This is a genomic window from Streptomyces sp. NPDC051180, from assembly GCF_040689545.1.
In the GTDB taxonomy this organism is placed as follows: domain Bacteria; phylum Actinomycetota; class Actinomycetes; order Streptomycetales; family Streptomycetaceae; genus Streptomyces.
In genome coordinates, this window is sequence record NZ_JBFBBC010000004.1 from 331,193 (window position 1) to 344,758 (window position 13,566).

Sequence of the window (13,566 nt, forward strand, 5' to 3'; positions counted from 1 at the left end):
TTCTAATGCCGAGCATTAATATGTTCGTATGGCACGTACGTCGGGACCCGAGACCCGGGAGAAACTGATCCGCGCGGCGGAGGAGCTCTTCGCCGACCGGGGCGTCCACGGCGCGCAGCTGCGGGACGTCGTCGGCCTCGCCGGACAGGCGAACCCCTCCGCGGTGCAGTACCACTTCGGCTCGCGCGCCGGGCTGCTGGACGCCGTGATGGCCGGCCGCCAGGCCCGTACGGAGGGGGTGCTCGCACCGCTCTTCGAGGCCGCCGACAAGGAGGCGGACGAGGGAGAGGCGGGGGACGGGCTGAAACGCCTGGTCGGCGCACTCGTCACCGCCGAGGCGAGCGAACTGCGCACCGACCGGGGCCGCCGCTGCCTGCGGATCTCGGCCCAGCTCAGCCACGAGAGCGGGGTGCGCACCCGCACCCCGCACCCCACGCTCGCCGGGACCGTCTACTGGCGCCTGATCGAGCGCGTCGCGGAGCGGCTGGCCGAGGCCGGGCTGCCCGGGCCCCTGCTCCTGGAGCGGCTCGACCTGGCGCTCACCGTGGTGGGCGCCGCCCTGGCCGACCGGGCCCGGCAGTACCTCGACGGCTCCGAACCCCTCACCGGCGAGGCGCTCTTCCTCGCCGATCTGGTGGAGACCACCACCGCCCTGCTGCGAGCCGCACAGCCGGAGCAGGCGCATCCCCGAAAGGACCCTTCATGAACGACCTCACCGGCAAGACCGTGCTCGTCACCGGCGGTGCCCGCGGCCTGGGCGCCGAGGCGGCCCGGCAGGCGGTGGCCGCGGGAGCGAACGTCGTCGTCACCGACGTCCTGGACGAGGACGGCCGGGCGACCGCCGACGCGCTCGGCGAGCGGGCCCGCTTCCTCCACCACGACGTGACCTCCGAGGAGGAGTGGGCGGCGGCCGTCGCGTACGCGGTGGCGGAGTTCGGCGGGCTGCACGGGCTGGTGAACAACGCGGGCATCTCCACCGGCGCGTTCCTGGAGACCGAGTCCGTCGAGCACTTCCGCAAGGTCCTCGACATCAACCTGACCGGTGTCTTCATCGGCATGAAGGCCGCGATACCGGCGATGCGGGAGGCCGGCGGCGGCTCGATCGTCAACATCTCCTCCGCCGCGGGTCTGATGGGCCTGGCCCTGACCGCCGGCTACGGCGCCTCCAAGTGGGGCGTGCGCGGTCTGACCAAGATCGGGGCGGTCGAGCTCGGCACGTCGGGGATCCGCGTCAACTCGGTCCACCCGGGCATGACGTACACCCCGATGACGGCCTCGGTCGGCATCGAGCGCGGCGAGGGCAAGTACCCGAACACGCCGATGGGCCGGGTCGGCGAGGCCGACGAGATCGCCGGCGCGGTCGTCTTCCTCCTCTCCGACGCCGCCTCGTACGTGACGGGCGCCGAGCTGGCGGTCGACGGCGGCTGGACCACCGGCCCGACGGTCAAGTACGTCATGGGTCAGTGAGCCCGCCGGGGGTCGGGGGGTCCGGGAGCCCGGCGGCGGTGCTTGGATGGCGGGATGAGCTCCGCCGAAGAGATTCTCGACGTCGTCGACGAGCACGACCGGGTGATCGGACAGGCTCCGCGCGGTGAGGTGTACGCGCGGGGCCTCGTCCACCGCTGCGTCTTCATCAGGGTCAGGGACGCCCGGGGACGCGTCTTCGTCCACCGGCGGACGCCCGGCAAGCTCGTCTTCCCGTCCCTGTACGACATGTTCGTCGGCGGTGTCGTCGGCGCCGGCGAGTCCTACGACGACGCGGCGCTGCGCGAGGCCGAGGAGGAGCTGGGAGTCTCCGGTCTCCCCCGGCCCGAGCCGGTGTTCCGTTTCCTCTACGACTCGGGGGGCGTGGCCGGCAAGTGGTGGTCGGCGGTCTACGAGGTCCGCTGCGAGCTGCCGGTCGACCCGCAGGTGGAGGAGGTCGCCTGGCACGGCTTCCTCACCGACGACGAACTGGAGGAGCGGCTCGCCACCTGGGAGTGGGTGCCGGACGGGCTCGCCGCCTACCGGGGGCTGCGGGCGCACGAGCTCCGGACGGGGCGCCGGGCGGGCCCCTGACCCGGCCGTTAGGGTGCACGTGTGAGCGATTTCGTACAGACCGTGCGCCTGTGGTTCGCGCCGCAGCGGGTGCGGGACGAGGGCGAGACCCCCGACTACCGTTTCTCCCTCGCCAACGAGCGGACGTTCCTGGCGTGGATCCGGACGGCGCTCGCTCTCGTCGGCGGCGGGTTCGCCGTGGACCAGTTCCTGCCGGACCTGCGCTGGGGGGTGCGCGTCGGGCTCGCGCTCGCGCTGCTCGCGGCCGGCGTGCTGTGCTCCCTGCGCGCGGTGAACCACTGGGTGCGCTGCGAGCGGGCGATGCGGCGCGGTGAGGACCTGCCCGGATCCCGCTTCCCGGCGGTGCTGAGCCTGGCCGTGGCCGCGGTGGCGCTCACGATGGTGGTCCTCGTCGTCTTCGGCTGGGCCGGTCGGTGAAGACGGCGCCCCACGCGCGGGACCCGGGGCTCCAGCCGGAGCGGACCCGGCTCGCGTGGCGGCGGACGACCCTGTCGTGCACGGTCGTCGCCGTGCTCGCCGTGAAACTGACCGTCAGCGACGCGATCGGGGCGAGGAAGCTGACCGGGCTCGCGCTGTCGGCCCTGGTGTGGGTGGCGTTCCTGGCGGTCGCCCACCGCCGGATCCGGTCCCTGGGGGCGGCACGGCCGCTCCCGCTCTCCCACCGGGGCGCACTGCTCGCCACCGGGTGCACGATCGCCCTGGCCTTCTTCGGGGCGGCGCTGATCTGGTGAGCCCGGCCCGCCGGGCGGGGCGGCGACGTACGCGGTGAAGGGCCCCGCACGTCGGGACGGGGCGCGCGGCGGTTCCGGAGGGATCGGCTCCGACTTCCCCCGGTCCGGGTGGCCTGGCACTCTTCCCCTGTCCAGTCGGGCTCTCAACCGGGGGAATCCCTTTGTCTGCCACCGATCCGTACGTGGTCGCGCTCGCGCCGAACGTCCACGCCTTCGTCCAGCCCGACGGCGGCTGGTGCCTGAACAACGCGGGCTTCCTCGGCGACGCGCGCGAGTCGCTGCTCGTCGACACCGCCGCCACCGAGCGCAGGGCGCTGCTGCTGCGCGAGGCGGTGCTCGCGGCGGGGCTGCCGCTGCCGTCGACCGTCGTCTCCACCCACCACCACGGCGACCACACGTACGGCAACGGGGTGTTCCTGCCGGAGGCCCGGATCGTCGGACACGAGAACTGCCGGTCCGAGCAGCTCGCCGCCGGTCACCAGCTCCATCTGCTGTGGCCGCAGACCGACTTCGGGCGGGTCGACATCCTGCCGCCGTCGGTGACCTACCGCGACCGGCTGACGCTGTACGTCGGGGACGTCGAGGTGCGGGTGATCCACCCGGGCGCGGCGCACACGACCGGGGACTCGATCGTGCACCTCCCGGAGCAGGGCGTGGTCTTCACCGGCGACCTCGTCTTCCACGGCGGGACGCCGTTCCTGCCGATGGGGTCGCTCGCCGGGTCGCTGCGCGCCCTCGACCTGCTGCGCTCGCTGGACGCGCCGACGGTCGTGCCGGGGCACGGCCGGGTGACCGACCCCTCCGCGTACGACGCGACCGAGCGCTATCTGCTGTGGGTGCGGGAGCTGGCCGCCGAGGGGCACGCCAAGGGCGAGAGCCCGCTGGAGACGGCCCGGCGCGCGGACCTCGGGGAGTTCGCCGCGTGGCGGGAGAGCGAGCGGCTCGTCGCGAACCTGCACCGGGCGTACGCGGAGCTGGACGGGCTGCCGGAGGGCGCGCCGCTGGACCCGGTGGCGGTGTTCGGCGACATGGCGGCGATGAACGGCGGGGTGCCGGTGGCCTGCCACGCGTGAGGCGGGCGGCGCGGCCGCCGGCCGGATCCTCGCCGGCCGGCGGCTCTTCCTCCCGTCACCAGCGGGGGACCCGGGGCGCGCGCCATCCCGGGTCGGCGACGCGCATGGCCGCCGCGTCGTCCCGGTCCTGCAGGGTGCCGTCGTCGTCCAGCCAGCGGCGGTGGAGTGCGGCCAGCGCGTCCCGGTCGAGGGTGACGCCGAGTCCGGGGGCGTCGGAGACGGCGAGCCGGCCGTCGCGGAAGACGGGCCGCGTGGTCACGACGTCCTCGGTCTGCCACGGGTAGTGGGTGTCGCAGGCGTGCCGGAGGCCGGGCAGGGTCGCGGCGACCTGGGTCATGGCGGCGAGGCTGATGCCCAAGTGGGTGTTGGAGTGCATCGAGAGCCCGATGCCGTACGTCCGGCAGAGCGCGGCCAGTTCGCGGGTGCGGTGGAGGCCGCCCCAGTAGTGGTGGTCGCAGAGGACGATCCGCACGGCTCCCTTCGCGAGCGCCTCCGGGAGCTCCTCGAAGGTGGTCACGCACATGTTGGTGGCGAGCGGCAGCTCCGTGCGGGCGGCGATCTCGGCCATCGCGTCGGTGCCGCTCGCCGGGTCCTCCAGGTACTCCAGGACGTCCCCGAGCTCGCGGGCGACGGCGAGGGAGGTCTCCACGGACCAGGCGCCGTTGGGGTCGAGGCGCAGGGGGCGGCCCGGGAACGCCTCGGCGAGGGCGCGGATCGCGGCGACCTCCCGCTCGGGCTCGAACACCCCGCCCTTGAGCTTGAAGGAGCGGAAGCCGTACTCCCGGTCGAAGCGGCGGGCCTGGGCGACGACGCCCGCCGGGTCCAGGGCCGCGCCCCAGTCGTCCGTCGGGGCCGCGCCGGGGTGGGCCTCCCAGCGGTGGAAGAGGTAGGCGCTGTACTCGACGGTGTCGCGGACCTTGCCTCCGAGGAGGGCGTGGACGGGCAGGCCGAGGGTCTTGCCGAGGGCGTCGAGGCAGGCGGTCTCGAAGGCGGAGACGACGGAGAGGCGGAGCTTGTCCGCGCTGCGGACTCCGCGCAGGCCGCCGGCGTCGACACCCTCGTCCGGGGTGCCGTCCGTCGGGGAGGCCGGGCCGACGGCGGCCGCGAGGGCGAAGAGACCGTTCACGTCCGTGACCGAGCGTCCGGGCAGAGCCTCCGCGAGCGGCCGGGCGGCGTCCAGGTAGACGCCGTCGCCGTACGTCTCGCCGAGGCCGCTGACCCCGTCCGCGGTGACGACCTCCACGACGAGGCGCGGGGTGAAGGGCTGGTGGACGCCCTGGACGTTGAGGAGGGGCGGGTCGGAGATGAGGATCGGGGTGAGCCGGACTTCGTCGACGATCAACTTCGCATCCATATGTGAACCCTATTCAGGGATGCGATCGGGAGCCAGGGTGTGACGCACACTTTCCCGGCGAGCCCCTGGACGACATACCGACTGGTCGGTCATCATGAACGCCGACCGAAGCCGATCCGGAGGTACGCACGTATGAGCTCCGCCCCGCCGCCAGGACTCGACCCCGAGCAGCTGCGCCGCTTCCTCGACCGGGAGCGCCCCGGCCTGGTGGCCGGCCCCCTCGAAGCCCGGCTGATCGAGGGCGGCCGGTCGAACCTGACGTACGTCGTGACCGACGGCACCGGCCGCTGGGTCGTCCGCAGGCCGCCGCTCGGCCACGTCCTCGCCACCGCCCACGACATGCGGCGCGAGCACCGCGTCATCAGCGCCCTCGCCGGGACCGGTGTGCCCGTCCCCGGCTGCGTCCTGCTCGGCGAGGACGAGTCCGTGCTCGGGGCCCCCTTCTACGTCATGGAGTTCGTCGAGGGGACCCCGTACCGCTCGGCCCGCGAACTGGCGCCGCTCGGACCCGAGCGCACCCGCGCCGCCGTCCTCGGCCTCGTCGACACGCTCGTCGACCTGCACGCCGTCGACCCGGCGGCCGTCGGCCTCGCCGACTTCGGCCGCCCCGAGGGCTTCCTCGACCGGCAGCTGCGCCGCTGGGGCAAGCAGCTCGACGCCTCGCGCGGCCGCGAGCTGGCCGGCATCGACGCACTGCACGCCGCACTCGGCCGCGCGCTGCCCGCCTCCCCGGCGCCCACCGTGATCCACGGCGACTACCGGCTCGACAACGTCCTCATCGGCGACGACGACCGCATCAAGGCCGTCCTCGACTGGGAGATGTCCACCCTCGGGGACCCGCTCACCGACCTGGGCCTGCTGGTCATGTACAGCACGCCGCTCGACCTGCCGAACTCCCCCGTCTCCACGACGGCCACGGCCCCCGGACACCCGAGCGCCGCCGAACTCGTCGAGCGCTACGCGACCCGTTCGGGCCGCGACACCTCCGCCCTCGCCTGGTACACGGCCTTCGCCTGGTTCAAGCTCGCCGTGATCCTGGAGGGCATCCACTACCGGTACACCCTCGGCCAGACCGTCGGCGCCGGCTTCGACCGCATCGGCGAACTCGTCCCCGTCTTCATCGAGCACGGCCTCACCACCCTTCAGGAAGGCTGATCCGCCATGGACTTCGCGTACGACGCCCGCACCGAGGAGCTGCGGGCCCGGCTGCTCGCCTTCATGGACGAGCACGTGTACCCGGCCGAGGCCGTCGCCGAGGAGCAGCGCGCCGGGCTCGCCTCGCCGTGGGACACCCCGCAGGTCGTCGAGGAGCTCAAGGCCGAGGCCAAGCGGCAGGGCCTGTGGAACCTCTTCCTCCCCGACGCCTCGTATGGAGCCGGCCTGACCAACCTCCAGTACGCGCCGCTCGCCGAGATCACCGGCCGCAGCCCGCACCTGGCCCCCACCGCCCTCAACTGCGCCGCCCCCGACACCGGGAACATGGAGCTGCTCGCCCAGTTCGGCGACGAGGCGCAGCGGAAGCAGTGGCTGGAGCCCCTGCTCGCGGGCGAGATCCGCTCGGCCTTCGCGATGACCGAGCCGGAGGTCGCCTCCTCCGACGCCACCAACATCGAGACCCGGATCCGCCGGGACGGCGACGAGTACGTCGTCGACGGACGCAAGTGGTACATCTCCGGGGCCATGAACCCCGACTGCAGGATCTTCATCGTCATGGGCAAGACCGACCCCGACGGTGCGGACCCGCGCCGCCAGCAGTCGATGATCCTCGTGCCCCGGGACACCCCCGGTGTCGAGGTGCGCCGGGCGATGCGGGTCTACGGCTACGAGGACCACTCCCACGGCGGCCACGCCGAGGTCCTCTTCCACGACGTCCGTGTCCCCGCCTCGCACCTCATCGGCGAGGAGGGCGGCGGCTTCGCCATCGCCCAGGCCCGGCTCGGTCCCGGCCGCATCCACCACTGCATGCGGCTCATCGGCATGGCGGAGCGCGCCGTCGAGCTCATGTGCCGCCGTGCCGTCTCCCGTACGGCCTTCGGCAAGGCCCTCGCCCAGCAGGGCGTCGTCCAGAACTGGATCGCGGACGCCCGCGTGACGATCGAGCAGCTGCGCCTCCTCGTCCTCAAGACGGCATGGCTCATGGACACCGTCGGCAACCGCGGCGCCCACACCGAGATCCAGGCCATCAAGATCGCGACCCCGCGCGCGGTCGTCGACATCATCGACAAGGCCGTCCAGGCCCACGGGGCAGGCGGCGTCTCGCAGGACTTCCCGCTGGCCGAACTCTGGTCCGCCGCCCGGACGCTGAAGCTCGCGGACGGCCCGGACGAGGTGCACCAGCGGTCGCTGGCGCGCCGGGAGCTGAAGAAGTACCTGTAGCCGGCCGCGGCCTCAGGCCAGGCGCAGGCAGAGGACGCCCGTCGCCGTGTGGACGCAGAGCCGTTCGTCGTCGATCCAGTCCATGCCCAGGATCTCCCCGCCCACGTGGATCCGGTGCAGGACCTCCGTGGTGTCGGCGGCGAACAGCGTCAGGACGCCGTCGGCACCGGCGGTCAGGACCGTGGGGCGTCCGTTCCTCGTCTGCAGCCGGAGCGCATTGACGCGGACCCGGTCGGGGCGGGGGACGATGTCCGGCTTCGTCGGCTCGGCGCGGAACGAGGCGGGGAACGCGGTGCGGACCGCCAGGTCACCGTCGTCCGTGAGATATCCGAGGGCGGGGCCCTGCGGCCACCGGCCCAGGTCGTGGACGACGTGCACCGAGGTCAGCCGCATGGTGAAGCGGACGGTGTCGTCCGGCAGCGAACGCACCGTCAGCAGGGGGACGGGCGGCGGCGGCTCCTCGGAGAGGCTGTCGTCGCGGCGGCGCCCGACGACGACGGCGAAGACGCGCGCACCGTCCCGGACGAGCCGCAGCGAGTGGACGCCGTTCAGGTCGACGTCCAGGCGCGCACCGACCGGGCCGTCGGGGGTGAGCAGGGCGAGGAAGTGCCGGCCCGCGTCGTAGTGGCTGAAGCAGGCGACGACGCGCGGGTCTCCGGGTCCCGGCACGGGGCAGGCCGTGAGAAGTCCGCGCGTCGGAGGGAAGACGACGGGTGGACCGTCCGACCAGAGCCACGCCCTGATCCGCTGCCGCCGTCTGATCCGCTTCGTGTCGAGCCGGTCGCGGAGCACGACGGGGGCCCCCGGGTGGCTGTCGGCCACCGGGTCGCCGTCGCCACGCCCCGCCCTGCGGTCCCGTACCGCTCCGTTCGCGCCGTCCAGCAGGGCGGTGCCCTCGGCGTCCTGGACGACCACGACGGACCGCCCCGCGTGGGTCCCGGTCCGGACGGTCCTCGCGGGGTCGTCGACGCTCTCGCCCGGCTCGGGCGGCGGGCCGAGGCGCCACCCCTTGGCGGACCGGGCGTCGGCGCCGAGGGAGACCAGCCGGAGCCCGTCCGGCCCCCGGCCGGCCGGGAGGAGGCGGGACACGGGGGCGTCAGTGCGGGTCCGGCCGACGACCGTACCGTCGGCCGTCCGGGCGGACACGTCGTACGCCGTCGCCGCGAGGCACGTCATCGGCGCCGCCCCGCCCTCTCCGGAGCCCGGTCCGGCGGTCAGCAGCAGGGCCTCGCCGTACGGATGCCCGGCCCATTCGACGATCCGGAGACCGTCCGCCCCCCGGACGGCGCGCGTGCCCGTCGTGGACGCCCAGAGCACGCAGTCGGTGGCCACGTGCACCGTGTCCCGGTGGAGGACGAGAGCCCGGACGTCCGTGCCGCGCAGGGAGCGGTGCACCTTCCGCTCGACGGTCAGGGTGCCGGCGGACGGGCCGCCGAGGTCCCAGACGGAGAGGCGGGCTCGACGGAACCGGTTGGTCCACCGGTGCACACGGATCGCGGCCACCCTGATCCGGCCGTCGTGGCGGGTCAGGGCCAGCCGGTCCCCGTCGAAGGGACGCCGCAGGAACAGCGGGCGGCGTGCGGCCCGCAGGGAGAGCGGCCGGGCGTCCCCCGAGGCGGTCACCAGGGTGACCCGGCCGCGCAGGTCCAGCGCGGCGATCAGGCACTCGCCGTCGAGCTCGGTCACCGCGCAGTCCACCGTGCGGCGCGGCGCGGGCACGGCGCCGATCAGGTCCCGGGTCTCCACGTCCCACACCCAGATCCGGTCGTCGGTCCTGAGCGCGGCCCAGGGGCGGGTGGCGCAGCCGCGGACGGAGGTGATCCGGCCGAGGTCGGCGGGGAGTTCGGCGAGGAGTTCACCGCCCTCGGTGTCCCAGGCCCGTACCGGTCCCTCGTGCTCGGCGACCACGAGAGCGGGACGACCGTGCCGCGACACGACGGCGGCGCCCCGCACGCCGTTCTCGAAGGTGCCGAGGGTGGTGTACGGCACGGGGGTCACCTGCGCCCACTCGGTGTCCCAGTGCAGCCGGGGGTACCGGAGCCGTACCGCCGCGGCGAGCTCCCCGGCGCCGGACTGGAAGGCGGAGAGGCGCAGTTGGGCGGCGCGGGTGGCGGGCTCGGTGGAGGTGCGCAGGAGGGCGGCGCAGCGCCCGACGGCGCGGGCGGCGGCGCGGGCCGGTTCCGTCGCGGCGCGGTTCAGGACCCGCTGGAGCGCGGAGACGGGTGCGGTGAGCAGGTGGGCGGGGTCGAGGGCGAGGGCGTCCAGCAGCTCCGTGCCCTCGGCGTGTTCGGTGAGGTGGCGGCGGACGTAGGGGGGCGCGGCGGCCCAGTCGGGGCCGTCCGGGCCCGTCGGGACCAGTGCGGCGAGCGCGTGGGCGACGCGGCCGCGCGCGTCCGGGTCGAGGGTGGCGCGCAGGGCGTCGGCGTACGCCTGGTGATAGAGGCGGTAGACCGAGCGTCCGTCGGCGTCGAGTTCCTCGACGAGGTGTTCGCCGACGGCTCCGAGCAGCCAGGCGATGTCCTCCCAGGCGAAGGCGGGGCCGGCGGGCTCCGCTCTGCAGGCTCCGGCGATCGCGCGCCACACGCGGTCCGGGGGGAGGCCGGGGCCCTCGGCGAGGGCGAGGGCCCCGAGCAGGGGGAGGCCGCGGGCGTGGTCGGCGCCGAGCTGGTGGCGCAGCACCCGCAGGAAGGTGACGCCGGGGGTCTCGCCGACCTCGGGCACGCGCGCGTGCCAGCCGGGTGCGGAGGTGTCGACGGGGCGGGCCGCGCGGCCGAGGTGGCGGGCGGCGATGCGGGCCGAGAGGAAGCTGCCGTGGGCCCGGGCGGCTATCTCGCGGGCGACCGTCCCGGCGGCCTCGTCGTCGTACGGGCCGCGGCTGCCGGGCCCGTCGGGTGCCTGGAGCAGGCGGCGGGCGTAGGCGGCGACGTCGTCGGCGCTGCTCTCCCGTGCGTCGTCGAGGTCGAGGACGGCGGGTTCGCCGCCGAAGGCGTCGAGGACGTGGGGGCGCGCGCCGACGAGGAGGCGTACGCAGGGGACGCGGAGCAGGGGGCACAGCAGGTCCGCCGCGATCCGGCGGGCCTCGGTGTCGTCGCCGTGGGCCTCGCCCGCCTCGTCCAGGGCGTCGATGATCAGGTGGAGCGGTGCACGGCGGCCGACGAGGGCGCCGAGGAGGGCCTGTGGGGTGGTCGCGTCGATCCCGGCGGCGTCGGCGACGGCGGCGACCAGGTCGTCGAGGAAGCGGTGCCGGGCGTGGACGGCGGTGGGGACCGGGGTGTCCGCCGTACGTCCGGCGGAGCGGAGGAGCAGTTTGCCGAGCAGCGCGGACTTGCCGACGCCGGGGCCGCCGGTGACGATCAGGCCGCGTTCGCCGGTGGGGTCGCCCTGGGCGAGCCACCGGGCGATGCGGTCGAGTTCAGCGGTGCGGCCGACGAAGTACGAGCCGCCGCGGCCGGGCGTGGTGTGCTCGAAGCCCTGCCCGCGCGGGGCGAAGTGGGTCTCCAGGTCGGCGCGGCGGCGCAGGCCCTCGGGGCCGGTGCGGCCGAGCCGGGCGGCCAGTTCGGCAACGTCGCCCTCGTCGTGGCGGGCCTCGGGGTGGTAGCCGGTGTTCTCGAAGGAGAAGAAGGCATAGCCCTCGGACTCGACGTGGGCGCGGGCGGTCTGCCGGACACCGGCGCTCCGGTAGACGTCGTTGACGGTGTCGACGACCTGCTCGACGGAGAGGTAGCGCTGCTTGAGGGAGACGGAGAGCCGGGCGAGGGCGGTCTCCAGCGCGGCGGCGAAGACCATCGGGGAGGCGGGCTCGCCGGCGCGGGCGACGGCGATCACGGCGAAGTCGGTCAGCCGGCGCCCGTCGGGGCGGCCGCTGTCGGCGGCGCCCTGCCGGAGCGCGGCGCGCAGCCGTTCGGCGGCGGCGGCCGCGTCGGCGCCGCCCTGTCCGGCCCCGCAGGTGTCGATGACGAGGAGGACGCGTTCGGCGCCGGATTCGAGGACGTAGCGGGTGAGGTCCTCGGCGGCGAGCGCGGTGCCGGCGAGCCGGTCGGGGCGGCTGTCGGCGCAGAGCAGGTAGTGGCGGCCGGCGCTCTGGACGCCGTGCCCCGTCCAGTAGACGACGACGGCGCTGCCGGGGCCGTCGGTCCGGTAGGCCCAGTCGAGGATGCGGTCGCGGGTGGCGGCGATTCCCTCGTCGGTGATCCGCTCGTCGACGCGGTAGCCGAGTCCGCCGAAGAGCCGGATCGCTGCCCGTAACTCCTCCGGCATCAGAGGTAGTTCGGCGGCGTGCCGATAGCTGCCCGTGCCGACGACGACGAGTCTGCGGTCGATGCCCGCCGTCTCGTGCGTCGTCCCGTGCGCCCCGCCCGCCCCGTCCACGGGCCAGTTATACCCGAAGGGTCGGTCAGGGGCGGAGGGCCCGGAGCAGGAGGTCGGCGAGGTGGCCGGCGACCTGCTCGGGGGTGAGGGGCCCGTCGGGCCGGTACCAGGTGGAGAGGTGGTGCACGGAGCCGAAGTGGTAGTCGACGACCAGGTCGGCGGGGGTCGCGGAGGAGAACACCCCGGACCGCTGGCCCTCCTCGACGAGGGCCCGGAACCGCTCGTGGTAGCGACGCCGCTCGGAGCGGACCTGCTTGTGCTTCTCCGGGCTGAGGTGGTGCATGGAGCGGAAGAAGATCGCGGCGTCGTCGAGGTTCTCGATGGTGGTGACCACGACGTCGGCGGCGGCGTCGCGCAGCCGGTCCTCGACGGGGGCGTCGGCGTCCGCGTAGGCGTCGAGCCGCTCCTGCTGGAGGCGCAGGACCCGCGCGTAGACCTCCTGGAGGAGGTCCTCCTTGGAGCCGAAGTAGTGGTAGAGGGCGCCCTTGGTGACCCCGGCGGCCTCGACGATCTCCTGGACGGAGGTGCGGTCGTAGCCCTGTTCCGCGAAGAGCCGGGTGGCGGCGGCGAGGAGCCTCTGGGGGACGGGCGCGCCGCTCCCGTCCGTCGTCCTGGCCATGCGCCGCCGCCTTCCTTCGTGATCGTTCCCGATCGTCCGTGATCGTCCTGGAGTGGGGGAACGTCGTTCCCGTCCGTAGATCTTCCCATCCGCCGGGGCTACTCCTCGCGGGTGCCCGCCTCCCACGCCTGCTGCACGTGGTTCATGGTGCCCAGCCAGCGCTCCGGGTCGGTCGCCCGGTTGCGGTAGTAGCCGGCGACCTCGGGGTGGGGCAGGACGAGGAAGCGGTCGGCGTCGATGGCGTCGATCAGGGCGTCGGCGACGTCCTCGGGCTCGATGGCGGTGGGGGCGAGGACGAGCTCGCCGGCCGTGCCCGCGGCGGTCAGCATGTCCGTGCGGACGCCCTGGGGGCAGATCGCGTGGACGCGGAGACCGCGGTGGCGGTAGGTGAGGGAGAGCCACTCGGCGAAGGCGTACGCGCCGTGCTTGGAGACGCTGTACGGCGCCGCGCCGATCATGGTGAGCAGTCCGGCGGCGGAGACCGTGGAGACGAACCGGCCGCCGCCGCGCTCCAGCCACTCCGGGAGGAGGGCGCGGGCGGCGCGGACGTGGGCCATGACGTTGACGTCCCAGGCGGCGGCCCAGACGTCCTCGTCGGCGAAGGCGTCGCCGGGCGAGGACAGTCCGGCGTTGGCGCACCAGACGTCGACGGTGCCGCCGAGGGCGTTCCTGGCCTCGTCGACGACGGCGGAGGCGTCGCCGGGGACGGCGACGGCGCCGATCTCCTCGGCGACGGCCTTGGCGCGGTCGGCGTCGAGGTCGTTGACGACGACGCGGGCCCCCTCGGCCGCGAAGCGGCGGGCCAGGGCCGCGCCGATGCCGCCGCCGGCCCCGGTGACGACGACGCCGGAGCCCCGGAGCCCGTCCGCGCCGCCGGCGCCCTCGCCCGTGCTCGTGTCCGTGCTCGTGCCCGCGTTCATGGACCCACCTCTCGGCTGTGACGACCGGGACAGACTAACCAGTCGGTATGGAAAGGCGGAAGACCCG

12 protein-coding genes are annotated in these 13,566 nt (G+C 74.5%); 8 read left to right on the forward strand and 4 right to left on the reverse strand.

The window, feature by feature from the left end; translation table 11 throughout:
* The first annotated feature begins 28 nt into the window (after nt 1–28).
* The 6 genes from AB0424_RS10585 (at nt 29) to AB0424_RS10610 (ending at nt 3,862) form a co-directional block, all read left to right on the forward strand.
* Complete coding sequence (locus tag AB0424_RS10585) at nt 29–706, forward strand: TetR family transcriptional regulator (protein WP_366303887.1); 678 nt, start codon at nt 29–31, stop codon at nt 704–706.
* Nucleotides 703–1,467, forward strand: coding sequence for a glucose 1-dehydrogenase (locus tag AB0424_RS10590; RefSeq protein ID WP_366303889.1), 765 nt, complete (start codon nt 703–705; stop codon nt 1,465–1,467). The genes AB0424_RS10585 and AB0424_RS10590 overlap by 4 nt, the downstream gene beginning before the upstream one ends.
* Nucleotides 1,468–1,521: 54 nt before the next feature.
* The gene (locus AB0424_RS10595) at nt 1,522–2,058 is read left to right on the forward strand and encodes an NUDIX domain-containing protein (protein ID WP_366303891.1); all 537 of its coding nucleotides are present in this window, start codon (nt 1,522–1,524) and stop codon (nt 2,056–2,058) included.
* 21 nt (nt 2,059–2,079) lie between these two features.
* The gene (locus AB0424_RS10600) at nt 2,080–2,475 is read left to right on the forward strand and encodes a DUF202 domain-containing protein (protein ID WP_366303893.1); all 396 of its coding nucleotides are present in this window, start codon (nt 2,080–2,082) and stop codon (nt 2,473–2,475) included.
* Nucleotides 2,472–2,789, forward strand: coding sequence for a DUF202 domain-containing protein (locus AB0424_RS10605; RefSeq protein WP_366303895.1), 318 nt, complete (start codon nt 2,472–2,474; stop codon nt 2,787–2,789). Before AB0424_RS10600 ends, AB0424_RS10605 begins: the two co-directional genes overlap by 4 nt.
* Nucleotides 2,790–2,950: 161 nt before the next feature.
* A complete protein-coding gene (locus AB0424_RS10610; RefSeq protein ID WP_366303897.1) occupies nt 2,951–3,862 on the forward strand; it encodes an MBL fold metallo-hydrolase in 912 nt (303 codons plus the stop codon).
* A 55-nt stretch (nt 3,863–3,917) separates the two neighbouring features.
* Here the strand turns inward: AB0424_RS10610 and AB0424_RS10615 are convergent, their stop codons facing one another.
* Entirely contained in the window at nt 3,918–5,216 is a 1,299-nt protein-coding gene (locus AB0424_RS10615) for a glucarate dehydratase family protein (protein ID WP_366303899.1), read from the reverse strand.
* Between the two features lie 132 nt (nt 5,217–5,348).
* Between AB0424_RS10615 and AB0424_RS10620 the strand changes: the two genes are divergently transcribed.
* Both AB0424_RS10620 and AB0424_RS10625 read left to right on the forward strand, forming a co-directional pair.
* Nucleotides 5,349–6,371, forward strand: a complete 1,023-nt coding sequence (locus tag AB0424_RS10620; protein ID WP_366303901.1) for a phosphotransferase family protein — start codon at nt 5,349–5,351, stop codon at nt 6,369–6,371.
* A gap of 6 nt (nt 6,372–6,377) precedes the next feature.
* A complete protein-coding gene (locus AB0424_RS10625; RefSeq protein ID WP_366303903.1) occupies nt 6,378–7,592 on the forward strand; it encodes an acyl-CoA dehydrogenase family protein in 1,215 nt (404 codons plus the stop codon).
* A 12-nt stretch (nt 7,593–7,604) separates the two neighbouring features.
* Here AB0424_RS10625 and AB0424_RS10630 read toward each other — a convergent pair whose 3' ends face one another.
* From AB0424_RS10630 to AB0424_RS10640, 3 genes are all read right to left on the reverse strand, one after another.
* Complete coding sequence (locus tag AB0424_RS10630; protein ID WP_366303905.1) at nt 7,605–11,960, reverse strand: AAA family ATPase; 4,356 nt, start codon at nt 11,958–11,960, stop codon at nt 7,605–7,607.
* Nucleotides 11,961–11,985: 25 nt separating this feature from the next.
* On the reverse strand, nt 11,986–12,579 hold the full coding sequence (locus AB0424_RS10635; RefSeq protein WP_366303907.1) for a TetR/AcrR family transcriptional regulator: 594 nt from the start codon (nt 12,577–12,579) through the stop codon (nt 11,986–11,988).
* A 98-nt stretch (nt 12,580–12,677) separates the two neighbouring features.
* Complete coding sequence (locus tag AB0424_RS10640) at nt 12,678–13,499, reverse strand: SDR family oxidoreductase (RefSeq protein WP_366303909.1); 822 nt, start codon at nt 13,497–13,499, stop codon at nt 12,678–12,680.
* Between the last annotated feature and the right edge of the window lie 67 nt (nt 13,500–13,566).